Raw genomic sequence first — 26,203 nt, 5'->3', positions numbered from 1 at the left:
ATAAGGAAAGGATTTTATGAACAAACAATATGTTGCAATATGTGAAAAAGTGGCTCTTACAATTGAAGAGGCAGCAGAATACAGTAATATCGGACAAAATAGAATAAGTAGTCTTTTGAAAGAACCGAGATGTCCGTTTGTGCTTTACGTAGGTACGAAAAAACTTGTAAAGAGAAAAGAATTTGAAAAATTCATTTCGGAAAGTGTGGAAATATAAATGAATGACAGAAGATGAGATGAAAATGAATATTCACAAAAATAAGATGCTATGGTATAATACAAGGTACTGTATTAGGGCTTCTTATGAGAGGAGCTGAAATATGGGAAAAGATTTAAAAGGCAAAGAACTTGGCAAAGGAATAACCCAAGAAAGTACGGGATTATACTCAGCCAGATTTGTAGATCGGTTTGGAAAGAGAAAACATAAACGATTCAAAAAGCTGCAAGAGTGCAGAGCATGGATTGCTGATGCGACTTATGTGGATGAACACAGTGATATTTCAATGCCATCAGATATGCTGGTCGATCAATGGTTTGATTATTGGATTGGGATAAAAAAGAAAACAGTCCGTTCAAATACTGTTCGCAATTATACGGAGAGATATATTAAAAATATTAAACCGGTAATTGGGAAGATGACACTATCAGACGTGAAACCACTTCACTGTCAGAAAATATTTTATGATATGGCAGATCAGGAGTATCGTACATCTACAATTTATCAGGCAAGAATTGCATTATACAACATGTTTGAGTATGCAAAAGAAAATGAAGTCCTGTGTAGCAATCCCTGCAAAAAATCTGTGAAAAGTGATATGGGAAAGCCATCTGAGAAGAAGATTGCTTTAACAAGAGACATACAAAAAATATTTTTACAATACGCAGAAGGTCAAAGCTATGAAAATCAGTATCGTTTTATACTACAAACCGGATTGCGAACAGGCGAATTGGTAGGATTGAAATGGGAAGATGTCGATTTTAAATCCAAAACAATTCAGATTCGCAGAAGTATGGAATATCGTTATAGTGCAAAGGAGTGGCGTATCGGAGAACCAAAGAGTAAATCAGGCTACCGTACGATACCCTTAACAGAAGAAGCGGTTGCTATACTAAAAAAACAAAAAGAAAAGAATAAGAGGATTTCAGAAATTTCAACAGAATGGAAAGAATTTGTGTTTCTGTGTCGAAAAGGAACACCGGTTAAGAACAGTACATATGATACAGCGCTGTTTAAAATCTGTGATAAAGCAAAAATTTCAAGATTTTCGATGCATATCTTGAGACATACTTTTGCTACCAGATGTATTGAAGCAGGAATGAAACCGAAAACACTTCAGATGTTACTGGGCCATTCGAATATTGGAATTACAATGAACTTATATGTTCATACTACCGAGGAAGAAAAGAAAAAAGAAATGGACTTGGTAGCAGAAGCGCTTATGGCAATGTAATGGCCCACTAAATGGCCCACTTGCAAAAGTAAGTATGCTGAAATCCCTTGAAATCAAAGGATTTACAGGAGGAAATAGAGAAAATGAAATTAGGAATCGTAGGTCTTCCTAACGTAGGAAAAAGTACATTATTCAATTCACTGACAAAAGCCGGAGCAGAATCCGCAAACTATCCGTTCTGTACTATCGACCCCAATGTGGGTGTTGTAACCGTTCCGGATGAGAGACTGAATCTTCTCGGAGATTTTTATAAATCAAAAAAAGTAACACCGGCAGTGATCGAATTCGTCGATATTGCAGGTCTTGTAAAAGGCGCATCTAAGGGAGAGGGACTTGGAAACCAGTTCCTTGCAAATATCCGTGAGGTAGATGCTATCGTTCACGTGGTACGCTGCTTTGAGGATTCCAATGTTGTTCATGTAGATGGAAGCATTGATCCGCTCCGCGATATCGAGACTATTAATCTGGAGCTTGTTTTCTCTGATCTTGAGATCCTCGAGAGAAGAATTGCCAAGGTTACCAAGACTGCACGTATGGATAAGGAAGCTGCCAAAGAGCTTGCATTCCTTGAAAAAGTAAAGGCGCATCTGGAAGAGGGACAGCTTGCCATTACTCTGGAAACAGAGAACGAAGATGAGGATGCATGGCTTGCAACCTATAATCTTCTTACTGCAAAACCGGTGATCTATGCGGCTAACGTTGCAGAGGATGATATCGCAGATGATGGGGCGAACAATCAGTATGTACAGGCAGTACGTGAATACGCTGCCAAACAGAACAGCGAGGTATTTGTGATCTGTGCGCAGATCGAGGAGGAAATCTCCGAGCTGGATGAGGATGAGAGAAAGATGTTCCTTGAGGATCTGGGACTGACAGAATCCGGCCTGGAGAAGCTGGTGCGCGCAAGCTATCACCTTCTTGGCCTTATGAGCTTCCTGACAGCAGGAGAGGATGAGACAAGAGCATGGACCATCAAGATCGGAACCAAGGCACCGCAGGCAGCAGGTAAGATCCACACAGACTTTGAACGTGGATTTATCAAAGCAGAGGTTGTGAATTATCAGGATCTTCTGGATTGCGGTTCCTATGCAGGTGCCAGAGAGAAGGGCCTTGTACGTATGGAAGGAAAAGAGTACGTTGTACAGGACGGAGATGTGATCTTATTCAGATTTAACGTGTGATCACCAACGTCTGTGAAATACCGGCTGTAAGCTGAAAAATTATAACAGGTGATTTTATGGATATGTCAATTCGGTTTCCCGGATTAAATCTGGTTTTGGATCATGTGCCGAGATCCTTTGAGATCTTTGACTTTGAGATCACGATCTATGGCGTCCTGATCGCGATAGGAATGCTTCTGGGAATCTTTTTTGTGGTACTGGAAGCCAGAAGAAATCATGAAGATCCGGATGCATATCTGGATCTGGCCATCATAACGCTGCTTTCCGGTGTGGCAGGGGCAAGGCTGCTTTATGCGGCTTTTTCCTGGAGCCTTTATAAAAATGATCCGGGACAGCTTCTGAATATACGGTCCGGAGGACTTATGTTTTATGGCGGACTTCTGGGTGGTGTGCTGGGTGGTGCGGTCTACTGCAGGATCCGAAAGAAATCCTTCTGGCAGATGGCAGATCTTGCCTGCATGGGACTTCTGATCGGGCAGATAATAGGAAAGTGGGGAAGCTTTTTTAACAGAGAATCTTTCGGGGAATATGCAGATAACATTTTTTCCATGCAGCTGCCGCTGACTGCGGTACGAGCAGGAGAGGTCACCACGGCTATGCGTGAAAAGCTTCAAATCGTGGACGGTGGTACCTGGATTTTGGTACAGCCTTTGTTTTTCTATGAAAGTCTCTGGTGTCTGCTTGTGCTTTTGGTGCTTATGATGCTGCTTCGCAAAAAAGTATTTCAGGGAGAGATCTTTCTGAGATATCTGGCAGGCTATGGTCTTGGAAGAACAGTGCTCCAGCGGTTCCGCACAGATAAAATACCGTTTCCGGGAACCGGCGTGGATGTTTCACTGGTGATCTCGGTAATACTTTTTGTTCTTTGTACCGTGGTAGTTGCAGTGAAACGCGTGATGTCCAGAAAGCGGGCAAAAGTACGGATGAGAAGGATCGAGAAAGATCAGCAGGCAGAGAAAGAAGCGGAACAGCAACGGGAAAATGTAGCAGAGAATCTGGAAACAGAGACTGTACAGGGAGAAAAAAATGGATCAGAACGAGATACAGAAGAAAGAGGAAGCTCTTCGGAAAGCGTCACTTTTGCAGCAGCTGCAGGAGGAACGGAAGAAGCTGGACAGCCAGATCAGGAGCAGGAGCGATCTTCTGAAGAATCTGGAGGCCAGCCAAAGAGTTGACCGTATTCTGGAATTATATTACGGAAACTGAGATCAAACAGATATAGGATACAGATGCTTTTGTCTGATGGATCAGAATATAGGATAAGGATACCGGCATTTGGCTGATAAGAGCAGCAGAAAACTGCCCTGCAGGAAAACGTCTTCTACGACGTTTCCGGCAGGGCAGTTTTTGTGCTGTGCAGTAGGAATATATCAGTACATCTTTCGGAAATCCAGAGGAGTTGTGCCTGTGACTTTACGGAACATGGCGATAAAGTGGCTGGCATCGGAAAATCCGGAAGCGCCGGCAACATCCTGGATCTTCATATCCGGTCTGGAAAGCAGAAGCTCACGTGCGCGGCTGATGCGGTACATGGTAACGTACTCGTAAACCGAGCAGCCCATAAAACGGCGGAACAGACGGGAAAGATACTGCGGAGAGACAAAAACGCTCCGGCTCAGTTGCGCTGCAGTGATATCCTGCTGATAACCGGTTTCGATTTCTTTTATTACCGGGATCACATATCTCTGGTAGAGAGGATTATCCTGTATCTTCGGAGAAGCTGCACAGTCTGTAAAATTCATAAGAAAATTATAGCAGTCGGAAGAAAGAGATTTCATATCCGGTGTGGGCTGATGATATTTACGCAAGGTAGAAGAAATCATTTTCCGGATACTGGCTCCTTGTTCCTTTTCGATAAGGATCACTTCCTGGTTGTCTGTCATGGAAGGAATGCTGCCTGCCAGTGTTCCTGTGAAGGTGGCAAACATCGTGGTCCAGGAAGTAGACTCCCTGTGATAGGAATGAGGGACACCGGGGGCGATGAGGATGCCCTCGTTGGCTCCGAGAGTATAAAATTTTCCACGGACTTCAATGCGTCCGGTACCCTTTTCAGTCTGGAGGTAATGATAATACGGATATCCGTCCGGACGGAAGATATTAACCTGATTCCAGTGGTTCCCAAGAGATTCAAACATGAAGGGAGCACTGACCGGAGTGTTTCTGAAATAGATCGACATGATATTCACCTGTTTCTAAATGTTATATATTTTGGTGAAACATATTATACCATAATCCGGTGGATTATACTATAATGATCATAGCATAAAAAACGAAGGATCCGGCAGAAAAAACAGAATCTGCCGGGCAGGAGGAAAAAATGAAAAAATTTGATCATTCTCTGTTAAAAGATCCCCGGTATTTCAGCGACGGAAGAATGGATGCCCACTCAGATCATACATATTATCGCTGTGAGGAAGAGAGAGAAGATGGGAAAACTTCTTTCCGTCACAGTCTGAATGGTCTCTGGAAGTTCCATTATGCACGGAATTATGCATCTGCTATCCCAGGCTTTGAGGAAGAAGCATATTCCTGTAAGGACTGGGAGGACATTTATGTGCCGGCACATATCCAGATGGAAGGATATGATGCACCGCAGTATGCCAATGTCCAGTATCCGTGGGAAGGCCATGAAGAACTTCATCCGGGACAGATCCCGGAACGTTTTAACCCGGTGGCAAGCTATGTGAGATATTTCCATGTGCCGGAGAGCATGAAAGGAAAAAGAGTATTTGTTTCATTCCAGGGAGCAGAGAGCGGCCTGGCTCTGTGGCTCAATGGAAAATTTGTGGGATACAGTGAAGATTCTTTTACTCCGTCAGAATTCGAGCTTACGGAATATCTGAAGGACGGTGAGAACAAGCTGGCGGCACAGGTGTTTAAATGGACAGCCAGCAGCTGGTGCGAGGATCAGGATTTTTACCGTTTTTCCGGAATTTACAGAGATGTTTATCTGTTTACGGTACCGGATGTCCATGTATATGATCTCAGGATCCGTGCCATTCCGGATGAAACTCTCAAAAAAGCCGAGCTTGAGATCGTGACCAGTACCTGGGGAAAAGGAAAAATGAAGCTTACACTTTCCAGAAAGGGAGAGATCCTTTTGCAGGATGAAAGATCTCTGAACGGAGAGGATACCTGTACCTGGGAGATTCAGGATCCCCTTCTCTGGAGTGCAGAAGAGCCGAATCTCTATGATCTGGAGCTGGAGATCAGTGATGAAAGCGGAAAGCTCCAGGAGATCATCCCGGAGAAAGTCGGTTTCCGCCGTTTTGAAATGAAGGATGGTATCATGACCCTTAACGGAAAACGTATCGTATTCAAGGGTGTGAACCGCCATGAGTTCAGCTCTGTCACAGGAAGACATGTGTCCCGGGAGGAACTGCTCAAAGACATCGTGACCATGAAACAGAACAACATCAATGCGATCCGTACCTGTCATTATCCGGATGCATCTCCGATCTACCGTCTCTGTGATGAATATGGTATTTACATGATCGCAGAAAACAATCTGGAATCTCACGGAACCTGGGATATAGCAGAATTTACCGGAGATCACACGGATATCGTTCCGCACAACAAACCGGAATGGCTGGGCATGATGCTGGATCGTGTAAATTCCATGTATCAGCGTGACAAGAACCACCCGGCGATCCTGATCTGGTCCTGTGGAAATGAATCCTTTGGTGGAAAAGATATCTTTGAGATGTCTGAGTTCTACCACAAGAATGATCCTACAAGACTGGTACATTATGAGGGGGTTTTCCATGACCGCAGCTACAATGCCACCAGTGACATGGAAAGCCAGATGTATCCTTCCGTAGAAGCAATCCGGGAGTTCCTTGCAAAGGATGACAGCAAGCCGTTTATTTGCTGTGAGTATACCCATGCAATGGGAAATTCCTGCGGCGCAATGCATAAATATACAGATCTTACAGATACAGAACCGAAATATCAGGGTGGCTTTATCTGGGATTACATTGATCAGTCTATTTACAAAAAAGACCGTTACGGTAAAGAATTCCAGGCATACGGCGGAGACTTCGGTGAACGTCCTACAGATTATAATTTTAGTGGAAACGGTATCGCATACGGCGGAGACAGAGATGCTTCACCAAAGATGCAGGAGGTAAAATTCAACTACCAGAATATCACTGCGCAGGTAAGTGAGGATTCTGTTAAGATCATCAACAAAAATCTTTTTGTAAATACGGACACATTCCGATGTGAAGTAACTCTTGCAAAGAACGGTCATGTTCTCCGCACAGAGACACTGGATACAGCGGTGGAGCCTTTAAGCCAACAGACCTACAGACTTCCATTTGGAAAACAGCAGCGCCCGGGCGAATATACGGTAACCGTAGCCTTCCTTCTCAGAGAAAAAACACTTTGGGCAGAGGCAGGACATGAGGTTGCTTTCGGCCAGTATGTTTATCAGGTGGAAGGATCACCGAAAGCTCCTGCGTGTGGCGTGGAGCTTGTGAGAAGCCTTCATAACATCGGTGTCCGCGGGGAAAATTTCGAAGTGCTGTTTTCCGTTCTCAATGGTGGTCTGGTTTCGTATAAATATGCAGGAAGAGAAATGATCGAAGCGATTCCGAAGCCCAACTTCTGGAGAGCACCTACAGATAATGATTGCGGAAGTCTGATGCAGATGCGCTATGCACAGTGGAAGATCGCCAGCATGTATGCAAGTCATAAGGATTACCGAAAAGGCATGTATGGTCCGGCCAATGCTCCGGAGACAACGGTTCACGAAAACAGCGTGGAGGTTGCTTTTACCTACATCCTGCCAACTACGCCTGCCAGTGAATGCCGTCTTGCCTATGAGGTAACCGGAGATGGAAGAGTAAAGACAACGCTGACCTATGATCCTGTAAAAGAGCTGGGTGATATGCCGGAGTTCGGAGTACTCTTTAAATTCAATGCGGATTATGATCATGTTCAGTGGTACGGCCTGGGACCGGCAGAGACTTATGCAGACCGGAAGCATGGCGCAAAGCTCGGCATTTATGAGAATCTCGTGACAGACAATATGGCACGCTATCTTGTGCCGCAGGAATGCGGAAACAAAGAGGAAGTACGCTGGGCAAAGATCACAGACAGAAAGGGTAGAGGAATGCTCTTTGAGATGGATAAAGAAAACGGCCCGATGATGTTCTCGGCACTTCCATATACTCCTCATGAAATGGAAAATGCCATGCATCCCTATGAGCTTCCGGCAATCCATTATACCGTTGTCCGTGCCGCAAAGGCGCAGGTGGGTGTTGGAGGAGATGACAGCTGGGGTGCCCGTACCCATCCGGAATACCTTCTGGATACCAATGGAAAGATGAAATTTTCCTTTGCGTTCAAAGGTCTTTAAAATGTCATAAAATAACAGAACATAAAGTCAAAAAAAGCTTCCGGCGACTGTCCGGAAGCTTTTTCATTTCATAATAATGCACAGAAAATAAACAGGTTGAAAAAAAACCTGTGGATATTTCATGAAATGAAAAAAAACTTGGATATGCACTTGTTTTTTCATGGTAAATAGTTTAGAATGATTACATAAGTGGTAGAAAGTGGTGAATAGTGGTAGCGAATGGGGATGAGTGGCAGAACACACCATTTGCACCCTGGAAGCACGAAGGGGAGAATCGTGTTTCACGAGAGTAGGTGGGTTTCATGTTCATGGGCGAGTATAATCATACGATCGACGCGAAGGGGCGTCTGATCATCCCTTCCAGGTTCAGGGAACTCTTAGGGGAAGAGTTCGTACTGACAAGAGGGTTGGATGGTTGCCTTTCTATTTATCCGATGGATGAATGGGTTGCTTTTGAAGAGAAACTCCGAGCATTACCACTTACAAATAAAGACGCAAGAACCTTTTCACGTTTCTTTGTAGCCGGAGCTACAACATGTCAGCTGGATAAGCAGGGAAGAATCCTGGTGCCGCAGACGCTGCGCCAGTTCGCTGGTCTGGATAAGGATGTGGTGCTTACGGGTAATCTGAACCGGATCGAGGTTTGGAGCAAAGAGAAGTGGAGCGAGAACTGCAATTATGATGATATGGACAGCATTGCGGAAAGCATGCAGAACATAGGAATCGTCATTTGAGCATAACGCAGGTAGAAATCCCACAGGAGACGGATATGGAATTTAAGCACAAATCTGTATTACTCAATGAGACCATTGACGGCTTAAGGGTAAAGCCGGATGGAATCTATGTGGATGGCACTTTAGGAGGAGCGGGACACGCCACAGAGGTGTGTAAGAAACTTTCTGCCAAGGGGAGATTTATTGGCATAGATCAAGACCAGGATGCGATAATTGCTGCGAGTGAACGGCTGTCAGCCTTTAATCAGGTGACAATCATTCGCAGCAATTATTGTTACATGGCAGATGAGCTGAGATCCCGTGGCATTGAGAAGGTGGACGGGATCCTGCTGGATTTGGGAGTGTCATCTTATCAGCTGGATAATGAAGAGAGAGGTTTTTCCTATCGGTACGATTCTCCTCTGGACATGCGAATGGACAGAAGACAGAGCCGTACAGCCGGTGATATAGTCAACGGTTATGAGGAACGGGAGCTGTATCGGATTATCCGCGATTACGGCGAAGATAAATTTGCCAAAAATATAGCGAAACACATTGTGGCTGCCAGAGAGCAGTCACCGATCCGGACAACCGGAGAACTGACAGAGATCATACGGGGTGCGATCCCCATGAAAATACAAGCTACAGGAGGACATCCGGCCAAGAGGACTTTTCAGGCAATACGTATTGAGCTCAACCGGGAGCTTGACGTGCTCCGGGATTCCCTGGACGGCATGATCGATCTCCTGGATGACGGAGGAAGGATCTGTATCATTACATTCCATTCTCTGGAAGACAGGATCGTTAAGACCATTTTCCGAAAAAATGAAAATCCCTGTACCTGCCCGCCGGATTTTCCGGTCTGCGTATGCGGAAAGAAATCCAAGGGTAAGGTGATCACAAGGAAACCGATCTTACCGGGAAAAGAGGAAATGGAAGAGAATCCGAGATCCAAAAGTGCGAAGCTTCGTATTTTTGAACGGAAAATGTAGTTGAGAGATGGAAGGTAGGCAAATGGCGAAGACAGGAAGAGGGACTACAGCCAGAAGAAATCGAAATACCGTTAGGAACAGCAGAGAAATGTATGTTCAGGGAAATGCGGTAAAACGGCTGCAGGAAGTTCCTCAGAGGACTGATCTGCCCGAGATACAGGAAAGGCGACGGCTGGCTCAGAAAAGAAAACAGAAATCCGCAGTGCCTGTGACACCGGCAAAACAGGTGGTAAGCAGACAGGCACAGCGGAACCGGGAAAAGGCAATGGCCATGAACAAGGGGTTCGTTCTGTTTCTTACGGCAGTTTCCATCGCGGTACTTTTTACCTGTATCAATTATCTTCAGGTAAAATCCGAAATCACGGCGAGTATGAAAAATGTTGCAAATCTGGAATCTGAGCTTGCACAGCTGAAAGAAGATAACGATGCATATTACAGTCAGGTCACTTCTGCAGTGGATATCAGCGAGATCAAGAAAAAAGCTATCGGCGAGCTTGGAATGAAATATCCTTCGGAGGATCAGATACAGACCTATACCACAGAAGGAAACAGTTATGTGAGACAGTATCAGGATGTGGACACACACAAGTAACAGAAGTACAGTTTTTAAGCAGGTGATCGATTGAGTACAAGAAGGCGCAGGCCGGTAAAAAAAATAAATTACAGTATGAAGAAAAAGCTGGCAGTACTATTTTCCTTAGTGTTGCTGGCTTTAGTCGGTTTGGTGGCAAGAATTACCTATATCAATGCCACCAGCGGAAGCAAATATCGAAAGCAGGTGCTGAGTCAGGCTCAGCAGAAATATGAAAATCAGACACTTCCGGCAAAAAGAGGCGATATCTATGACCGGAACGGGAATATTCTGGCAACCAGCAACAAGGTCTATAATGTGGTTCTTGACTGTCTGGAGGTCAATAAGGATCAGGATTCCGTGGAGCCTACCATAAAGGCTCTTGTGGAAGTCCTGGGATTGGATGAAGATGAGATGCGGAAGCTTCTCACCGACAGCAGTACAAAAAAAAGTCAGTATCAGATCGTAAAGAAACAGATTTCCATGGACGACAAAAAAGCCTTCGAAAAATACGAAGATCCGGGAGACGACAGTGAACTGACTGCCACGCAGCTGAAAGAACGTTCCAGGATCACAGGTGTATGGTTTGAAGAAGATTATCTCAGATCTTATCCGTTTAATGAGACTGCCTGTGATACCGTTGGATTTACACTTTCCAGAGATGTGGCGGATGCCGGACTGGAAGGATATTACAATGCGACACTTACCGGCGTGGATGGAAGACAGTACGGATACATCAACAACAATTCCGACGTAGAACAGACGATCATCGAACCGACGGATGGCAAAAGCATTGAGACCTCGCTGGATCTGGGACTTCAGCAGATCGTGGAAAAATACGTAAATACCTTTGAAGAAAAGATGGGAGCCAAAAATGTAGGCGTGATCATCGAGGATCCGAAAACAGGAGAGATCCTGGCAATGGACGGCGGTGACCGTTATGACCTGAATAACCCGAGAGATCTTTCAAATGTGTATTCCCAGAGTGAGATCGCTGCCATGAACGATGAGGAAACCGTGGAAGCGCTGAACGGGATGTGGAGTAATTTCTGTGTGACAGACGCCTACGAGCCGGGATCGGTTGTAAAGCCCATTGTTATGGGCTCCGCACTTGAAATGGGAGCGATTTCCGAGAACGATAATTTTGTCTGTGACGGCGGACAGTCTTTTGGAGCGGAAGGTGCGACTACTTTTATCAAATGTGCGGTATGGCCGGATGCTCACGGGACAGAAGCTCTTTCCGATGTCATTGCCAATTCCTGCAACGATGGTATGATGCAGATCGCAGCAAAGATGGGAAAAGATAATTTTCTTAAGACACAGAGCGTTTTCAATTTCGGAACAAGAACCGGTATCGATCTTCCCAATGAGGGAAGCGGTGTGATCCATACCAGCGATACCATGGGAGAAACGGAGCTTGCATGCTCTGCTTTCGGACAGGGCTATACACTGACCATGATACAGGAGATCAATGCAATGTGTTCTGTGATCAATGGAGGATACTACTATCAGCCTCATCTGGTGACGAAGATCAAGGACAGCAGCGGCGGAATCGTAAAAACGATCTCTCCGACACTGATGAAGCAGACGATTTCCGAGAAGATATCTGCAGATATCCGCTCTTACATGGCTGCCAGCGTAGACCATGGTACCAGCCGTACATCCAAGGTGCAGGGCTACAGCTCCGGTGGTAAAACCGGTACCGCCGAGAAGCTTCCGCGAGGCAATGGCAAGTATCTGGTATCTTTTATCGGATTTGCACCGGTAGATGATCCGGCGCTTGTGATCTATGTAGTTGTGGATGAGCCGAAGGTAGATGATCAGGCAAGCAGTACGTACGCACAGTACATTGCACAGGGAATCCTTTCCGAAGCACTTCCGTATCTGAATGTACAGCCGGATGAGGCAGAGGATGGAGAAGTTCCGACTACAGAGCTGTGGGAACTTTTTAAGGGAATCAGCGATTCTGCAACAGGAACCGGCGCGGATGGGCAGAAGGAGGCAATTTCCGATGAGAATGTACCAAGTCCGCCGGAAGATGAGTCGGAGGACAGTGATACCGAAGATAATAACGATATGCAGAGCGAAGGTCTTACCAACGAGGAGGCCGGTCTGGAATAGATAAAAAGAATACCCTCTCAGGGGAACGTCATATATTACAGTGACGACCTCTGAGAGGGATTTTTTTATGATCCGGACCATGGTTTATCACAGGAAAAAAATATGGATGGTTTTTCTGATCTGCATAATGCTTCTTCTGGGACTTGTGGGAAGACTCTGGTATCTTATGAACGTTCGGGCAGAATATTATTCAAAAAAGGCGGAGGATCTTCATGAGAGGGAACGTGACATAAAAGCAGCCAGGGGAAAGATCCTGGACATCAGGGGAAATATTCTGGCAGATAACCGGACAGTCTGTACAGTATCGGTGATACACAGCCAGATCAAAGATCCTGAAAAAGTGATCCGTGTACTGTCCGGAGCATTGTCTGTAAAAGAAGAGGAAATCCGGAAAAAAGTTGAAAAAGTTTCTTCTATTGAAAGAATACAGACAAACGTGGAAAAAAGCATTGGAGACAGGATCCGGGAATATGACCTTGAGGGAGTGAAGGTAGATGAGGATTATCGGAGATATTATCCTTATGGATCTCTCGCTTCAAAAGTACTGGGATTTACCGGAGGTGATAATCAGGGGATCATTGGTCTTGAAGTGAAATACGATGAGATCCTGAAAGGAGAGCCCGGAAAGATCCTCACAGTTACGGATGCACGTGGTGTGGAGATCGACGGAACCGGAGAACGGAGGAAGGAACCGGTGTCAGGAAATACTCTGCGTACCAGTCTGGATGTTAATATCCAGGAATATGTGCAGCAGGCAGCCGGTAAAGTCATGGAAGAAAAACAGGCGGAGAGAGTTTCCATACTGCTTATGAACCCTCAGAACGGAGAAATCTATGCCTGTGTCAATGTGCCTGAATTTGATCTGAACGATCCGTTTACTCTGAATACAGAAGAAACAGCAGCAGAGGGAGAAAAGAAGCAGGATCTTCTGAACCGGATGTGGAGAAACCCCTGCCTGAATGATACCTATGAACCTGGCTCGACTTTTAAGATCATCACTATGGCAGCAGGGCTGGAGGAAGGAGTGGTGTCAACAGAGGATCGTTTTTTCTGTCCGGGCTATAAGGTGGTGGAGGACCGGCGGATCCACTGTGCAAAGAGAACAGGACATGGTGCGCAGAGTTTTGTAGAAGGTGCCCAGAACTCCTGTAACCCGGTATTTATTGAGGTGGGCCTGCGGCTTGGAGCAGACCGTTATTACAAATATTTTAAACAGTTCGGACTTTTGAAAAAAACAGGAATAGATCTTCCGGGAGAGGCAGGAACGATCATGCATAACCCCCAAAATATGGGAGAGGTGGAGCTTGCCACGGTATCCTTTGGCCAGTCGTTTCAGATCACACCGATCCAGCTTGCAACAACCGTCAGTGGGATCATCAATGGCGGAAACCGGATCACACCTCATTTTGGGATCAGCGTGGAAAGTGCGGACGGAACAAAGGTGCGGACACTGGAATATCCGGTGGAAAGCGGGATCGTGTCCGGTGAGACTTCCCGGACAGTACGTACGATCCTGGAAACTGTAGTTTCAGAAGGCTCCGGAAAAAATGCCGGGATCCAGGGGTTTTCCATTGGGGGAAAAACAGCTACCTCTCAGACACTGCCCAGAGGCTCCGGCAGATATATTTCTTCATTCCTGGGGTTTGCCCCGGCAGAGGATCCGAAGGTCCTGGCTCTTTGTATCATCTATGCACCCCAGGGTATGTATTATGGTGGGATCATTGCCGCACCGGTGGTACGCAGTATTTTTGGAAATGTACTTCCCTATCTTGGAATCGAGAGGACAGTTACGGAAACTCCATTCGGGGAAAACCGGGCAGATGGGGTTGATTAATGAGGATAAAAGCCTTATACTGTTGAAGAAGTATAAAAAAACGAAAGAATTAGAGGTGTGAGGATGGAGTTTCATGTTGTGATCCCTGTGCTGATCTCATTTGCGATCAGCCTTGTATTAGGACCGATTGTTATCCCTTTTTTAAGAAGACTTAAAATGGGACAGACAGAGAGAGAGCTGGGTGTGCAGTCCCACCTGAAAAAGAACGGTACCCCTACTATGGGTGGGGTGATCTTTCTCATTGCAACAACTGTAACATCACTGTTTTATATCAGAGATTATCCGATGATCATCCCGGTACTTTTCCTGACACTGGGATTTGGACTGATCGGATTTCTGGATGATTATCTGAAGGTAGTTCTGAAGCGTTCTGACGGACTTCTGCCATGGCAGAAAATGGCACTGCAGATCGTTGTGACAGCTGTATTTGCTTTTTATCTTGTAAATTATTCCAACGTATCCCTGACTATGAAGATCCCGTTCTGGAGCGGACATTATCTGAACCTGGGATGGTTTGCGGTTCCGGTACTGTTCTTTGCGGTGATCGGTACAGTAAACGGAGTCAATTTTACGGATGGACTTGACGGACTGGCTTCCAGTGTTACCCTGATCGTGGCAGTATTCTTTACGGTGGTTTCCCTTGGAATGAACAGTGGTGTGGAGCCGATCACCTGTGCAGTTGTGGGCAGTCTGATGGGATTCCTTCTGTTTAATGTATATCCTGCCAAGGTATTTATGGGAGACACCGGTTCTCTGGCATTAGGTGGCTTTGTGGCTGGTGTGGCTTATGCCATGCAGATGCCGCTGTTTATCATCCTGGTCGGACTGATCTACCTTGTGGAGGTATTGTCTGTTATGCTCCAGGTATCCTACTTCAAGGCAACACACGGAAAAAGAATCTTCAAGATGGCGCCTATCCACCATCATTTTGAGCTTTGTGGGTGGTCTGAGACACGAGTTGTTGCAGTGTTCTCTGTTGTAACTGCTATTATGTGCCTGATCGCTCTCCTGGCATTATAAGGAGGAACAGAAAAAATGGATTTAAAAGGAAAAAAAGTTCTCGTTTTCGGAGCCGGAAAAAGCGGCATTGGAGCAGCTGATCTGCTTGGAAGTGCAGGAGCACAGCCGGTGATCTATGACGGAAACGCAGATCTTGATAAAGAGGCAGTTTTACATAAAACAAACGGAAAATACACCCCGGAGATCTGGGCCGGAGATTTTCCGGAGAGAGCGCTGGACAGTCTTGATCTTATAGTGCTAAGTCCGGGAGTTCCCACAGACCTGCCGCTGGTAAAGAGCTTCTATGAAAAGGGCCTTCCGGTATGGAGCGAGGTGGAGCTTGCCTATCGTACAGGCAAGGGAGAGGTTCTTGCGATCACAGGAACCAACGGTAAGACAACAACAACAGCACTTCTCGGAAAGATCATGGGAGATGCCCGTGAATCTGTATTTGTTGTAGGAAATATCGGAACTGCATATACATCCAAATCATTGGAGATGAGGGAGGATTCCGTAACTGTTGCGGAGATCAGCAGTTTTCAGCTGGAGACTATTGACCAGTTCCGCCCGAAGGTAAGTGCGATCCTCAACATCACAGAGGACCATCTGAACCGTCATCATACCATGGAGGAATACATCCGTGTAAAAGAGCTGATCACCAAAAATCAGGGACCGGAAGATATATGTGTTCTGAATTACGAAGATGAAGTCCTTCGTAAATTCGGTGAAAATGTCGTTCCGAAGGTGGTATATTTCTCAAGTCTTCGCAAACTGGATCAGGGAATCTATCTGGACGGAGACCAGATCATTCTGAAAACAGAAAAAGAAGAGATCCCGATCGTAAAAACCGGAGAGCTTAAGATCCTGGGACGTCATAATCACGAGAATGTAATGGCAGCAGCAGCCATGGCATATTATGCGGGTGTTTCTGTGGAGAGTATCCGCAAGAGTGTCTGTGAGTTTGTGGCAGTTCCACACAGGATCGAGTATGTGACAGAGAAAAACGGTGTTGCATATTACAACGATTCCAAGGGAACCAATCCGGATGCGGCCATCAAGGGGATTCAGGCAATGAACCGTCCGACTCTTCTGATCGGCGGTGGCTATGACAAGGAATCCAGCTATGATGAGTGGATAGAATCCTTCGACGGAAAAGTCCGTTATCTTGTTCTCATCGGTCAGACGAAAGAGAAGATCAAAGCAGCAGCAGAACGTCTTGGATTTACAGATATCATCCTCTGCGAGGATCTGAAGGAAGCTGTCCGGGTCTGTGCGGAAAAAGCCAATCCCGGAGATGCGGTTCTGCTTTCACCGGCATGTGCGAGCTGGGGACAGTTTGATAATTATGAGCAGCGCGGTGACATGTTCAAGGAATACGTGAAAGCACTGTAATAATCCGAAAAATACATACATAAGCTGAAATAAAGACCACTGTGGAGGCCATGCATGAAGGCAGGACAGAAACAGACCGGAAAGACAGATACCGTTCTCTGGGTACTGGTTCTGATTCTGGTGGTATTGGGACTCGGGGCGCTTTTTTCGGCAAGTGAATATAATGGCAGAGTACGTTTCCACGACTCTGCCTATTATTTTAAGAAGCAGCTCTTTGCCACGGCACTGGGGCTGCTTGTTATGTATCTGGCATCACGAGTAGATTACCGGCTGTCTGTAAAGCTGGCGCCGGCTGCCTATATTTTTTCGCTTTTTCTGTCTGCTGCAGTCCTGCTTTTCGGACAGGAGATCAATGGATCGAAGAGGTGGCTGAACCTGGGGCCGCTTTCCTTTCAGCCGTCGGAGTTTTCCAAGGTGGCAGTGATATTGTTTCTGGTGTGGCAGATCAGCAATACAAAAAGCAAAACAACTGGATTCTGGTTTATCTGCAGGACTATGATGACTTTGCTTCCGGTAGCAGGTCTGGTGGGCTCCAATAACTTAAGCACAGCGGTGATCATTCTGGGAATCGGTGTGCTGCTGATCTTTGTGGCCAATCCTAGGTATCTGCAGTTTCTCGCACTTGGAGGTGCGGGGATAGGATTTATTGCGGTTTTTCTTGCCGCGGAGAGTTATCGTCTGGAACGCCTGGCAATCTGGCGGGATCCGGAAAAATATGAAAAAGGATTTCAGACCATACAGGGCCTGTATGCGATCGGAAGCGGAGGGATCTTCGGCAAGGGGTTCGGGAACAGTATGCAGAAGCTGGGATTTGTCCCGGAAGCCCAGAATGATATGATATTTTCTATTGTGTGTGAGGAAACGGGGATACTGGGAGCCTTTCTGACACTTTTTCTGTTTGGTATTCTGATCTGGAGGCTTTGTATTCTGGCATTAAACTGCCGGGATCTGCAGGGAACGCTGCTGTGCGCCGGGATCATGGCACATATGGCGATCCAGGTAGTCCTGAATGTTGCAGTAGTAACGAATACGATTCCCAACACCGGGATCACTCTGCCCTTTGTAAGCTATGGCGGAACTTCTGTTGTTTTTCTTCTGGGGGAAATGGGGCTGGCCTTAAGTGTCAGCAGTCACAGACATGGAAGGATCACATAGAATAACAAGTAAGAGGCCTTTTTAGGAGTGGAATACTTGAATGAGATCGATGAGATCATCGTGACCGGAGGCAGGCCGCTACATGGAAGCGTCCGGATCCAGGGGTCAAAAAATGCGGCACTTCCGGTTATGGCAGCAGCACTCTTAAGCACCGGGACCAGTGTACTGCGGGGATGCCCGAGAATCAGTGATGTATATTTGATGGAAAAGATCCTGAAATATCTGGGGGCAGAAACCTGGTGGGAAGGTCAAGATCTTTATCTGGACTGCAGTCATGCGGACGGCACCATGATACCGGAGTGTTATTCCGGAAAAATGCGTTCTTCCGTGATCTTAATGGGAGCAATGCTGGGGCGGAGCAAAAAGGCACAGACAGGATATCCCGGAGGCTGTGTGATCGGGAAGCGGCCGGTGGATCTTCATATCCAGGTTTTGCGCCGCCTTGGGGCAGCTGTGGTGGAAAACGGCGGGATGATCCGGGCATCCTGTGGAAAACTCCGAGGCGCAGAGATGTTTTTTCAAAAAAGAAGTGTAGGCGCTACAGAGCAGGGCATTCTGGCAGCGGTCCTTGCAGAGGGGAAAACAGTCCTTAACGGCTGCGCCTGTGAACCGGAAATTTATTGGCTTTGCCATTATCTTACCGGAATGGGGGCAAAGATCCGGATTCGTGAAAATGGCTGTATCTGTATTGAAGGGGTGGAGAAGCTTGAAGCTGGCGATAGCTGCATTCCACCAGACCGTATTGTCGCCGGGACCTATCTCATGGCAGCGGCGGCAACCAGAGGAGAGATCATCCTGGAAAATCCGCCTCTGGAGGAAATGGATGGAATCCTGGACGTATATCGGAAAATGGGTGGACAATGCCGCAGGGTAGGTGGTAAACTAATAGTCAACGGAAAAAATACAGGTTTTCCCCTGGAGCTTCTGGAAACAGAAGTTTATCCGGGATTTCCTACAGACCTGCAGTCTCCTGCGATGGCGGTACTGGCCACGATCCCGGGAGTGAGCAGGATCCGCGAGAAGATTTTTGAAGACAGATATAAAACAGCTTCATGGCTCTGCAAAATGGGAGCACAGATCCAGATCCGGGATGGAGTTGCTGTGATATACGGAGGGCAGCCCCTGACCGGTTGTACTGTGGAAGCAGAGGAACTTCGCGGTGGTGCGGCACTTGTGATCGCAGCACTTGCCGCGCAGGGGATTACCAGGATCCGGGGCTGTTGTTTCATAGAAAGAGGTTATGAACATATCTGTGAGGATCTGACCGCACTTGGCGGTCTGCTGATAAAGGACAGAGGAACTTTATGAAAACATCAAAAAAAAAGCCACTGAAAGCAGTTGGCGGACTTCTTGTCCTGCTGCTGGCAGGAATTATTTTCTTTTTTACGTATTATCAGGTAGATGAAGTGCAGGTGATGGGCAGCAGCCATTATTCTGAAAAACAGATCAGGAAGATGGTGCTTAGGGGGCCGCTGGCATCCAATTCTGTTCTTGCACCGCTTCTTTATACTAAGCAGAACACAAAGGATGTTCCCTTTATAGAAGGCTATACCGTAACAAGGCTGAACCGGCACACCATCTGTGTCAGTGTGAAGGAGAAGGATATCGTTGGCTGTATCCCTTATCTGGACAGTTATATTTATTTTGACAGAAACGGTATTTTTGTGGAAGGATCCACGGAACGTAACGAAAAAATCCCGTTTTTTGACGGGATCAAAGTCAAAAAAGTGATCCAGAACGAGAAACTCCCCATCAAGGATGAAACGGTGATGAACACGGCAGTTGCTCTTTCTACTATTTTTGCAAAAAATGATAAGGTTCCGGATCACATTGAATTTGAAGACGACGGACAGATCAGTCTTGTTTACGGGGATATCACAGTTAAACTTGGAAAGGATGAATATCTGGAAGACAAAATGACCAGAGTTCTGGCTATCCTTCCGATGATTTCCGAAAAAAAAGGAATTCTCCATGCAGAAAATGTAAATGATAATTCCAAGAACATTACCCTGGAGCAGGAACAGGATGAGAGCCAGACTTCCGCAGAAAACTGGACCGGAGGCTATGATGAGGAAGGAAATTACACCGGAGAAGGCGAATACGACGAAAATGGCAACTATGTAGGACCGAAACCGCAGACGGATCTGGAGTATGCGCAGGAAAACTGGGTAGGTGGCTATGATGAAGAGGGAGATTACACAGGCAGTGGTGAGTACGATGCCAACATGACCTATGTAGGCGAAGCCCCCACAGAAGAAACCATGGCAGAAAAAGGAAACTGGAAGGGCGGTTACCGGGAAGACGGAGGCTATGACGGAGTCAGTGAATATGACCGTGATGGCAATTACGTAGGCGCTCTGGAGGATTATCAGGCTTCGGCAGAAAGCTCCGGAGACGGAACAGACTCCGAAGATCCAGATGCTCAGAGTACGGATACCGAAGATACAGAAAATGAAGAAGACTCTTCAGACAGCAGTACGGACAGCACCGAGGAAGAGGCTGATTACAGCAGTGATCAGGAAGAAGGAGCTGAGGATTATGATGAAAATTCGTACAGCGATTACAGTGATGAGTCCGATTATGAGTAAAGATAAAAAAGCTTTCTTAATATATAGTGCCAGTATTTGGACATTTTGCCAGAGATTGTTTTGTAAATGTTTCGGTTAATAGAAACAGTGCCGAAATTTAGTGAAAAAAGTATAAAAAAACAAAATTAATGGTTGATTAATTACCGAAAAAAATATATGATATAACTATGTGTATATGTAGCTTGGAATAGATTATTACACTGAATCGGATATCAGGTAGAAATAAAGGAGGAAGTACATTGTTAGAGATAATGACGAATGAGGCTGAGTCTTCTGCGAAAATTATTGTAATTGGAGTAGGCGGCGCAGGTAATAATGCGGTAAACAGAATGGTGGAAGAGGCCATTGGCGGAGTTGAGTTTGTAGGTGTTAATACCGATAAACAGGCTCTGACACTGTGTAAAGCTCCGACTGTACTTCAGATTGGTGAGAAAATTACGAAAGGTCTCGGCGCCGGTGCACAGCCGGAGGTTGGACAGAAGGCAGCTGAGGAGAGCATTGAGGAAGTTAAGAAGATCATCGAGGGAGCGGACATGGTTTTCGTTACCTGTGGTATGGGAGGCGGAACCGGAACCGGAGCTGCTCCTGTGATCGCCGGTGCGGCAAAAGAGATGGGTATCCTGACTGTCGGTGTTGTTACCAAGCCTTTCCGTTTTGAAGCAAAGACCCGTATGAACAATGCACTTGCGGGAATCGAAAATCTGAAGAAAGCAGTTGACACTTTGATTGTCATCCCTAATGACAAATTACTTGAGATCGTTGACAGAAGAACAACCATGCCGGAAGCACTGCGTAAGGCTGATGAGGTTCTTCAGCAGGCAGTACAGGGTATTACAGACCTGATCAATCTGCCGGCTCTGATCAACCTTGACTTTGCAGATGTGCAGACAGTCATGACAGACAAGGGAATCGCTCATATCGGTATCGGTGAGGCAAGAGGTGATGACAAGGCTATGGAGGCTGTACAGCAGGCGGTATCTTCTCCGCTTCTTGAGACAACCATCAAGGGCGCTACTCATGTGATCATCAACATTTCCGGAGATATTTCTCTTATGGATGCCAACGATGCTGCAAGCTATGTACAGGAGCTTACAGGTGAGGATGCAAACATCATCTTTGGTGCTATGTATGATGATTCTGTTGCAGATTATGCGAGAATTACAGTTATTGCTACAGGTCTTACAGACAATAACCTTCAGAACACACCATTTGGAAACAGAGCTTCCAATTCTGTATTCGGAAACACCAAAAAAACAAGCCAGTCACAGCCAGGCGGTATGAACCTTAACATGCCAAGCTTCAGCCTGCCGACTATGAATTCCACACAGTTTGGAACAAAGGCTCCTACAAGCACTGTTCAGAAAAAGGACATCCAGATTCCGGATTTTCTTAAGAACAGATAATAAATGAACATGATAAGATCCGGCAGAGACTCCATCTGGAACGCTGCCGGATCTTTTTGACTTTCTGATCAAAAGAAACAGGAATGTCTGCTCTGTATGGAAACAGGATTTCTGTTCAGGATATCAGCATTCGCAGCTGAAAGTATCACATTTTGTATCACAGCAGCGATGCGCATTGGCACCGGATACATTGATGGAAGCTGCGGTGCATTTGCAGTGCTCATTGTAGGTGCAGTTGTGTGCTTTGCAGTCGATGTTAATGGTCTCACACCCACAGCAGGGATCTGCGGAATTTTTTACAGCACACTCTTCCTGGTCACGGAAGCTTTCACAGGCGGTGTCGTCCGCATAACGAGCATCTGCACCTTCGACACTGATGGATCCCCTGGAGCAGAGAGAATTTTTGTTATAGCAGCAGTTGTGTGCGGAGCATTTAAGACTTGTCATAAAAGTGTCCTCCTGATAATTATGATTTTACCGGAAACCGTCAGCCTGCCGGAATGCGCATCCTTTCTGATCGTCAGCACTGCGGTAAGGCTTGACAGATTCCGATGTTGCATAGTATGTCCGGAAGAAGAAAAATTTATACTCAAAAAATAAATACATAATAATATAAAAAACAGTTGACAAATAGCAGACACCATGGTATTCTCTTAGAGTACGTAGCGAAAAGAAAGCAGAGTTCACTCTCACCTCAGCGCTGAAGATAAGCGACTCAGGTCAATATTGCACAGTACTGCGAACGGACTAACCATCAGTGCGCAGGTGTAATTATTTGAAGTGTGGACATCTGTCTGCGCTTTTTTTGTGCGGCTTAAGCTACATTAATGAGAAAGAAAAAAATAATTCTATCATGTTCATGGAGGTGTACAACAATTAGCGGTTTAATGATTAACGAACAGATCAGAGACAGAGAGGTACGCTTGATTGGTCCGGACGGAGCTCAGCTTGGAATCGTGTCCGCCAGAGAAGCGATGGCGAAAGCGCAGGAGGCAGGACTTGACCTTGTAAAGATTGCCCCACAGGCGAAACCGCCGGTATGCAAGATCATCGATTACGGTAAATACCGTTACGAGCTTGCAAGAAAAGAAAAAGAGGCCAGAAAAAAGCAGAAAACCATCGATGTCAAAGAAGTGCGTCTTTCCCCGAACATTGATACGAATGATTTGAAGACGAAGGTAAATGCAGCAAGAAAGTTCCTTAGCAAGGGCGACAGAGTTAAGGTTACACTTCGTTTCCGCGGAAGAGAGATGGCACATATGTCCAGCAGTAGGCATGTGCTTGATGACTTCGCAGATCTTCTGTCCGATATAGCGACTGTAGAGAAGGCTCCGAAGGTAGAAGGCAGAAGCATGACTATGTTTCTGACTGAGAAACGGTAGATATCTCAGTCTTCACGGCAACAGCCGGGCAGAACGGGATGCTATATAAAATTTAGAAGTACCAAATCAAGGAGGAATTCATAATGCCAAAAATTAAAACTTGCAGAGCAGCAGCAAAGCGCTTTAAAAAAACAGGTACAGGAAAATTAGTAAGAAATAAAGCCTACAAGAGCCATATCCTTACAAAGAAATCTCAGAAGAGAAAGAGAAATCTGAGAAAATCTACTGTTGTTGATTCTACTAATGTAAAGAGCATGAAGAAAGTATTACCATATTTATAAGATAGAGAAGACGAACAGGAGGAGAATTAAGAAATGGCAAGAATTAAAGGCGGATTAAACGCAAAGAAAAGACATAACCGTACATTAAAACTGGCAAAAGGCTACAGAGGAGCCCGTTCCAAACAGTATAGAGTAGCAAAACAGTCTGTAATGAGAGCTCTTACAAGCTCCTATGCAGGAAGAAAACAGAAGAAACGTCAGTTCAGACAGCTCTGGATTGCTCGTATCAACGCAGCAGCAAGAATGAACGGACTTTCCTACAGCAAAATGATGCACGGCCTTAAGGTTGCAAACATCGACATCAACAGAAAGATGCTTGCAGAGATGGCTGTTAACGATGCAGCAGGCTTCACAGCTCTTGCTGAGATCGCTAAGAAAGCAATCGCATAAGTAAAGTATTAAGAGACGAAGGAGTCCAGGGAATTTTTCCCTGGATTTTTTTGTAAAAAAATTCAGACAATTTGCCGAAAAACGACACAAGCTGTACAGCGGACAAGTGTCCGCGTTGTGCAATCAGACGAAAAACAACAGATAACTAAATTTGCCCTTGAAATAAAAAATATGCGATGCTATAATTTTACCATTAAACATTAGTAACGCGACAAAGCGCAGGAGGAGAGATTATTATGAAGAATTGGAAGAAAGTAATCGGCGTTGCATCAGCAGCAGCGATGACAGCAGCTATGATGATGCCTGCATCCGTTTTTGCGGCAGAGGATGAGACATTTAAGATTGGTGTGATCGGACCGATGACAGGTGATTACGCACAGTACGGTACCAACGTATACAACGCAGCCAAGATCGCAGCTGATGAGATCAACGAGAACGGTGGATTCAACGGATATAAAGTAGAGATTCTTGACGCAGGTGATGACCAGGGAGATCCAGAGAAGGCTGTTAACGCATACAATGACCTGATCGATAAAGGAATGCAGATGCTCTGTGGAACTGTAACATCCGGTTCCTGTATCGCAGTAGGAGCTGAGGCAGCTGAGGATACATTCCTCTTCACACCATCCGCAACAGCACTTGACTGTATCACAGCAGGAACAAACGAGTTCCGTATGTGCTTCACAGACCCGGCACAGGGAACCAAATCTGCTCAGTACATTTCCGAGCACAAACTTGCAACGAAAGTAGCAGTACTTTATGATTCCGCTGCTGACTACAACTCCGGTGTACATGACGCATTCGTTGCAGCAGCTGCTGATGACGGACTTGAAGTAGTTGCAGATGAGGCTTACACAACAGACAGCAACACAGACTATTCTGTACAGCTTGCAAAGATCAAGAAGAGCGGCGCTGAGCTTCTTTTCCTTCCGAACTACTATTCCGACAATGCGCTGATCCTTCAGCAGGCATCTGAGGCAGGACTTGACATTAAATTCTTTGGTGTAGATGGCATGGATGGTATCCTCAATGTAGAGAACTTCGATAAATCCCTTGCAGAGGGTGTTATGCTTCTGACACCATTCTCTGCAACAGCTACAGATGAGAAGAGCCAGAACTTCGTAAAAGCATACGGCGATGCTCACAACGGTGAGATCCCGAACCAGTTTGCGGCAGATACATATGATGTACTTTACGCAATGCAGCTTGCAGCTGACGATGCAAAGATCACACCAGATATGGAAAATGCAGATATCAGTGCAGCAATGAGCGCATCCATGGCAAACATCGAGCTTGACGGACTTACCGGAAAAGCAAAATGGACCGAGGATGGCGAGTGTGATAAAGAGCCGAAAGCATTCGAGATCAAAGACGGTGCTTATGTAGAGATGAAATAAGTAATTTCTGTTAACGTTAGGGGTCAGGGGACGGTCACCTTTAGTGGGAACCGTCCCCTTTTTCCCTTATCAATAAACAATTAAAAGAGGTGCGTTATGAGTTTTATATCTTATTTAAAAGACGGCATCAGTCTTGGCAGTATCTATGCGATCATCGCACTTGGATATACCATGGTTTATGGTATTGCCAAGATGCTGAACTTCGCACACGGAGATGTTATCATGGTGGGAGCTTATATCATCCTTACCTGTATCACAAGAGGCGGCATGTCACCGATCCTTGCTGTGATCCTTTCCGTTGTGATCTGTACACTGCTTGGTGTTGTCATTGAGAAGGTAGCTTACAGTCCACTTAGAAAAGCTTCCTCAAACCTGGCCGTTCTTATCACGGCTATCGGTGTCAGTTATCTGCTTCAGAACCTGGCACTTCTGATCTTCGGCGCAGATGCCAAGAGTTTCGTAGCTGTTATCAAAGTTCCGTCCATCATACTGTTTGACGGTGAGCTTACCATCAAGGGAATCACCATCGTAACCATCCTTGCATGTATCATCATCATGGTGGGACTTTCCCTCTTTGTAAAAAAGACAAAACCTGGCCGTGCCATGCAGGCGGTTTCCGAGGACAGAGATGCGGCACAGTTGATGGGAGTTAACGTCAATGCGACAATTTCCCTCACATTTGCCATCGGTTCCGGACTTGCAGCGATCGCAGGCCTTCTGCTCTGTCAGACTTATCCGACACTGACTCCGTACACAGGAGCCATGCCTGGTATCAAAGCTTTCGTAGCTGCTGTATTCGGTGGAATCGGTTCGATTCCGGGAGCTATGGTCGGCGGCATCCTTCTGGGAATCATCGAGATCTTCGGAAAAGCTTATATTTCTTCCCAGGTTGCAGATGCAATCGTATTTGCAGTCCTGATCGTCGTGCTTCTTGTAAAACCTACCGGACTGTTCGGCAAGAACATCCAGGAGAAAGTGTAAGGTGGCCGAT

General features: G+C 45.9%; 23 protein-coding genes. 21 read left to right on the top strand and 2 right to left on the bottom strand.

The window, feature by feature from the left end:
* Positions 1 to 16: 16 nt before the first annotated feature.
* The 4 genes from NQ489_RS15320 to lgt all read left to right on the top strand — a co-directional run bounded on the left by NQ489_RS15320 (position 17) and on the right by lgt (position 3,807).
* On the top strand, positions 17 to 217 hold the full coding sequence (locus NQ489_RS15320) for an excisionase (protein WP_004844455.1): 201 nt from the start codon (positions 17 to 19) through the stop codon (positions 215 to 217).
* A gap of 103 nt (positions 218 to 320) precedes the next feature.
* On the top strand, positions 321 to 1,451 hold the full coding sequence (locus tag NQ489_RS15315) for a tyrosine-type recombinase/integrase (protein ID WP_021651631.1): 1,131 nt from the start codon (positions 321 to 323) through the stop codon (positions 1,449 to 1,451).
* 83 nt (positions 1,452 to 1,534) lie between these two features.
* The gene (gene ychF / locus NQ489_RS15310; protein ID WP_044961563.1) at positions 1,535 to 2,632 is read left to right on the top strand and encodes a redox-regulated ATPase YchF; all 1,098 of its coding nucleotides are present in this window, start codon (positions 1,535 to 1,537) and stop codon (positions 2,630 to 2,632) included.
* Positions 2,633 to 2,688: 56 nt separating this feature from the next.
* Positions 2,689 to 3,807, top strand: coding sequence for a prolipoprotein diacylglyceryl transferase (gene lgt / locus NQ489_RS15305; RefSeq protein WP_021651633.1), 1,119 nt, complete (start codon positions 2,689 to 2,691; stop codon positions 3,805 to 3,807).
* A gap of 195 nt (positions 3,808 to 4,002) precedes the next feature.
* Here the strand turns inward: lgt and NQ489_RS15300 are convergent, their stop codons facing one another.
* Positions 4,003 to 4,809 carry a helix-turn-helix domain-containing protein gene (locus tag NQ489_RS15300; protein WP_015526109.1) on the bottom strand — a complete coding sequence of 269 codons (807 nt, stop codon included), beginning with the start codon at positions 4,807 to 4,809 and terminating at the stop codon, positions 4,003 to 4,005.
* A gap of 140 nt (positions 4,810 to 4,949) precedes the next feature.
* Between NQ489_RS15300 and NQ489_RS15295 the strand changes: the two genes are divergently transcribed.
* The 12 genes from NQ489_RS15295 to ftsZ all read left to right on the top strand — a co-directional run bounded on the left by NQ489_RS15295 (position 4,950) and on the right by ftsZ (position 21,762).
* On the top strand, positions 4,950 to 7,994 hold the full coding sequence (locus NQ489_RS15295; RefSeq protein ID WP_021651635.1) for a glycoside hydrolase family 2 TIM barrel-domain containing protein: 3,045 nt from the start codon (positions 4,950 to 4,952) through the stop codon (positions 7,992 to 7,994).
* A gap of 302 nt (positions 7,995 to 8,296) precedes the next feature.
* The gene (gene mraZ, locus NQ489_RS15290; RefSeq protein ID WP_021651636.1) at positions 8,297 to 8,728 is read left to right on the top strand and encodes a division/cell wall cluster transcriptional repressor MraZ; all 432 of its coding nucleotides are present in this window, start codon (positions 8,297 to 8,299) and stop codon (positions 8,726 to 8,728) included.
* Positions 8,729 to 8,763: 35 nt separating this feature from the next.
* The gene (rsmH, locus tag NQ489_RS15285) at positions 8,764 to 9,699 is read left to right on the top strand and encodes a 16S rRNA (cytosine(1402)-N(4))-methyltransferase RsmH (protein WP_044961564.1); all 936 of its coding nucleotides are present in this window, start codon (positions 8,764 to 8,766) and stop codon (positions 9,697 to 9,699) included.
* Between the two features lie 22 nt (positions 9,700 to 9,721).
* Positions 9,722 to 10,291 (top strand): hypothetical protein, encoded by a 570-nt coding sequence (locus NQ489_RS15280; protein ID WP_015526105.1) that lies wholly within the window; start codon positions 9,722 to 9,724, stop codon positions 10,289 to 10,291.
* 30 nt (positions 10,292 to 10,321) lie between these two features.
* Entirely contained in the window at positions 10,322 to 12,391 is a 2,070-nt protein-coding gene (locus NQ489_RS15275) for a peptidoglycan D,D-transpeptidase FtsI family protein (RefSeq protein WP_044961565.1), read from the top strand.
* A 67-nt stretch (positions 12,392 to 12,458) separates the two neighbouring features.
* Positions 12,459 to 14,225 carry a peptidoglycan D,D-transpeptidase FtsI family protein gene (locus NQ489_RS15270; RefSeq protein ID WP_021651640.1) on the top strand — a complete coding sequence of 589 codons (1,767 nt, stop codon included), beginning with the start codon at positions 12,459 to 12,461 and terminating at the stop codon, positions 14,223 to 14,225.
* A gap of 63 nt (positions 14,226 to 14,288) precedes the next feature.
* Positions 14,289 to 15,245, top strand: a complete 957-nt coding sequence (gene mraY, locus NQ489_RS15265; protein WP_015526100.1) for a phospho-N-acetylmuramoyl-pentapeptide-transferase — start codon at positions 14,289 to 14,291, stop codon at positions 15,243 to 15,245.
* A 15-nt stretch (positions 15,246 to 15,260) separates the two neighbouring features.
* The gene (murD, locus tag NQ489_RS15260; RefSeq protein WP_021651641.1) at positions 15,261 to 16,616 is read left to right on the top strand and encodes a UDP-N-acetylmuramoyl-L-alanine--D-glutamate ligase; all 1,356 of its coding nucleotides are present in this window, start codon (positions 15,261 to 15,263) and stop codon (positions 16,614 to 16,616) included.
* Between the two features lie 54 nt (positions 16,617 to 16,670).
* Positions 16,671 to 17,771 carry an FtsW/RodA/SpoVE family cell cycle protein gene (locus NQ489_RS15255; protein WP_021651642.1) on the top strand — a complete coding sequence of 367 codons (1,101 nt, stop codon included), beginning with the start codon at positions 16,671 to 16,673 and terminating at the stop codon, positions 17,769 to 17,771.
* A 27-nt stretch (positions 17,772 to 17,798) separates the two neighbouring features.
* Positions 17,799 to 19,079, top strand: coding sequence for a UDP-N-acetylglucosamine 1-carboxyvinyltransferase (gene murA, locus NQ489_RS15250; RefSeq protein ID WP_021651643.1), 1,281 nt, complete (start codon positions 17,799 to 17,801; stop codon positions 19,077 to 19,079).
* A complete protein-coding gene (locus tag NQ489_RS15245; protein WP_021651644.1) occupies positions 19,076 to 20,359 on the top strand; it encodes a cell division protein FtsQ/DivIB in 1,284 nt (427 codons plus the stop codon). The genes murA and NQ489_RS15245 overlap by 4 nt, the downstream gene beginning before the upstream one ends.
* Before the next feature lie 251 nt (positions 20,360 to 20,610).
* Positions 20,611 to 21,762: a cell division protein FtsZ gene (ftsZ, locus tag NQ489_RS15240; RefSeq protein WP_015526094.1), complete on the top strand. Its 1,152-nt coding sequence runs from the start codon at positions 20,611 to 20,613 to the stop codon at positions 21,760 to 21,762.
* Between the two features lie 123 nt (positions 21,763 to 21,885).
* Here ftsZ and NQ489_RS15235 read toward each other — a convergent pair whose 3' ends face one another.
* Positions 21,886 to 22,209 (bottom strand): DUF1540 domain-containing protein, encoded by a 324-nt coding sequence (locus tag NQ489_RS15235; RefSeq protein WP_021651645.1) that lies wholly within the window; start codon positions 22,207 to 22,209, stop codon positions 21,886 to 21,888.
* A gap of 440 nt (positions 22,210 to 22,649) precedes the next feature.
* Here NQ489_RS15235 and infC point away from each other — a divergent pair, with 440 nt between their 5' ends.
* From infC to NQ489_RS15210, 5 genes are all read left to right on the top strand, one after another.
* Positions 22,650 to 23,144, top strand: a complete 495-nt coding sequence (infC, locus tag NQ489_RS15230; protein WP_015526092.1) for a translation initiation factor IF-3 — start codon at positions 22,650 to 22,652, stop codon at positions 23,142 to 23,144.
* A gap of 83 nt (positions 23,145 to 23,227) precedes the next feature.
* A complete protein-coding gene (gene rpmI, locus NQ489_RS15225) occupies positions 23,228 to 23,425 on the top strand; it encodes a 50S ribosomal protein L35 (RefSeq protein ID WP_021651646.1) in 198 nt (65 codons plus the stop codon).
* A 33-nt stretch (positions 23,426 to 23,458) separates the two neighbouring features.
* Entirely contained in the window at positions 23,459 to 23,815 is a 357-nt protein-coding gene (gene rplT / locus NQ489_RS15220; RefSeq protein ID WP_015526090.1) for a 50S ribosomal protein L20, read from the top strand.
* Positions 23,816 to 24,051: 236 nt separating this feature from the next.
* On the top strand, positions 24,052 to 25,212 hold the full coding sequence (locus NQ489_RS15215) for an ABC transporter substrate-binding protein (RefSeq protein ID WP_021651647.1): 1,161 nt from the start codon (positions 24,052 to 24,054) through the stop codon (positions 25,210 to 25,212).
* Positions 25,213 to 25,308: 96 nt separating this feature from the next.
* On the top strand, positions 25,309 to 26,193 hold the full coding sequence (locus NQ489_RS15210) for a branched-chain amino acid ABC transporter permease (RefSeq protein ID WP_021651648.1): 885 nt from the start codon (positions 25,309 to 25,311) through the stop codon (positions 26,191 to 26,193).
* Positions 26,194 to 26,203: the final 10 nt, after the last annotated feature.

It is taken from the genome of Blautia sp. KLE_1732_HM_1032, assembly GCF_025147905.1.
Classification (GTDB): Bacteria; Bacillota; Clostridia; order Lachnospirales; family Lachnospiraceae; genus Blautia_A; species Blautia_A fusiformis.
This window is presented reverse-complemented; position numbering and strand designations above follow the sequence as displayed.

Coding starts and splice junctions, on each gene's coding strand:
- mraZ (WP_021651636.1), top strand. CDS start 8,297: ATGTTCATGGGCGAGTATAATCATACGATCGACGCGAAGGGGCGTCTG.
- NQ489_RS15215 (WP_021651647.1), top strand. CDS start 24,052: ATGAAGAATTGGAAGAAAGTAATCGGCGTTGCATCAGCAGCAGCGATG.
- NQ489_RS15235 (WP_021651645.1), bottom strand. CDS start 22,209: ATGACAAGTCTTAAATGCTCCGCACACAACTGCTGCTATAACAAAAAT.
- ftsZ (WP_015526094.1), top strand. CDS start 20,611: ATGACGAATGAGGCTGAGTCTTCTGCGAAAATTATTGTAATTGGAGTA.
- lgt (WP_021651633.1), top strand. CDS start 2,689: ATGGATATGTCAATTCGGTTTCCCGGATTAAATCTGGTTTTGGATCAT.
- rpmI (WP_021651646.1), top strand. CDS start 23,228: ATGCCAAAAATTAAAACTTGCAGAGCAGCAGCAAAGCGCTTTAAAAAA.
- NQ489_RS15315 (WP_021651631.1), top strand. CDS start 321: ATGGGAAAAGATTTAAAAGGCAAAGAACTTGGCAAAGGAATAACCCAA.
- ychF (WP_044961563.1), top strand. CDS start 1,535: ATGAAATTAGGAATCGTAGGTCTTCCTAACGTAGGAAAAAGTACATTA.
- infC (WP_015526092.1), top strand. CDS start 22,650: ATGATTAACGAACAGATCAGAGACAGAGAGGTACGCTTGATTGGTCCG.
- murD (WP_021651641.1), top strand. CDS start 15,261: ATGGATTTAAAAGGAAAAAAAGTTCTCGTTTTCGGAGCCGGAAAAAGC.
- NQ489_RS15320 (WP_004844455.1), top strand. CDS start 17: ATGAACAAACAATATGTTGCAATATGTGAAAAAGTGGCTCTTACAATT.
- NQ489_RS15300 (WP_015526109.1), bottom strand. CDS start 4,809: ATGTCGATCTATTTCAGAAACACTCCGGTCAGTGCTCCCTTCATGTTT.
- NQ489_RS15255 (WP_021651642.1), top strand. CDS start 16,671: ATGAAGGCAGGACAGAAACAGACCGGAAAGACAGATACCGTTCTCTGG.
- NQ489_RS15245 (WP_021651644.1), top strand. CDS start 19,076: ATGAAAACATCAAAAAAAAAGCCACTGAAAGCAGTTGGCGGACTTCTT.
- NQ489_RS15210 (WP_021651648.1), top strand. CDS start 25,309: ATGAGTTTTATATCTTATTTAAAAGACGGCATCAGTCTTGGCAGTATC.
- NQ489_RS15295 (WP_021651635.1), top strand. CDS start 4,950: ATGAAAAAATTTGATCATTCTCTGTTAAAAGATCCCCGGTATTTCAGC.
- mraY (WP_015526100.1), top strand. CDS start 14,289: ATGGAGTTTCATGTTGTGATCCCTGTGCTGATCTCATTTGCGATCAGC.
- NQ489_RS15280 (WP_015526105.1), top strand. CDS start 9,722: ATGGCGAAGACAGGAAGAGGGACTACAGCCAGAAGAAATCGAAATACC.
- NQ489_RS15270 (WP_021651640.1), top strand. CDS start 12,459: ATGATCCGGACCATGGTTTATCACAGGAAAAAAATATGGATGGTTTTT.
- rsmH (WP_044961564.1), top strand. CDS start 8,764: ATGGAATTTAAGCACAAATCTGTATTACTCAATGAGACCATTGACGGC.
- rplT (WP_015526090.1), top strand. CDS start 23,459: ATGGCAAGAATTAAAGGCGGATTAAACGCAAAGAAAAGACATAACCGT.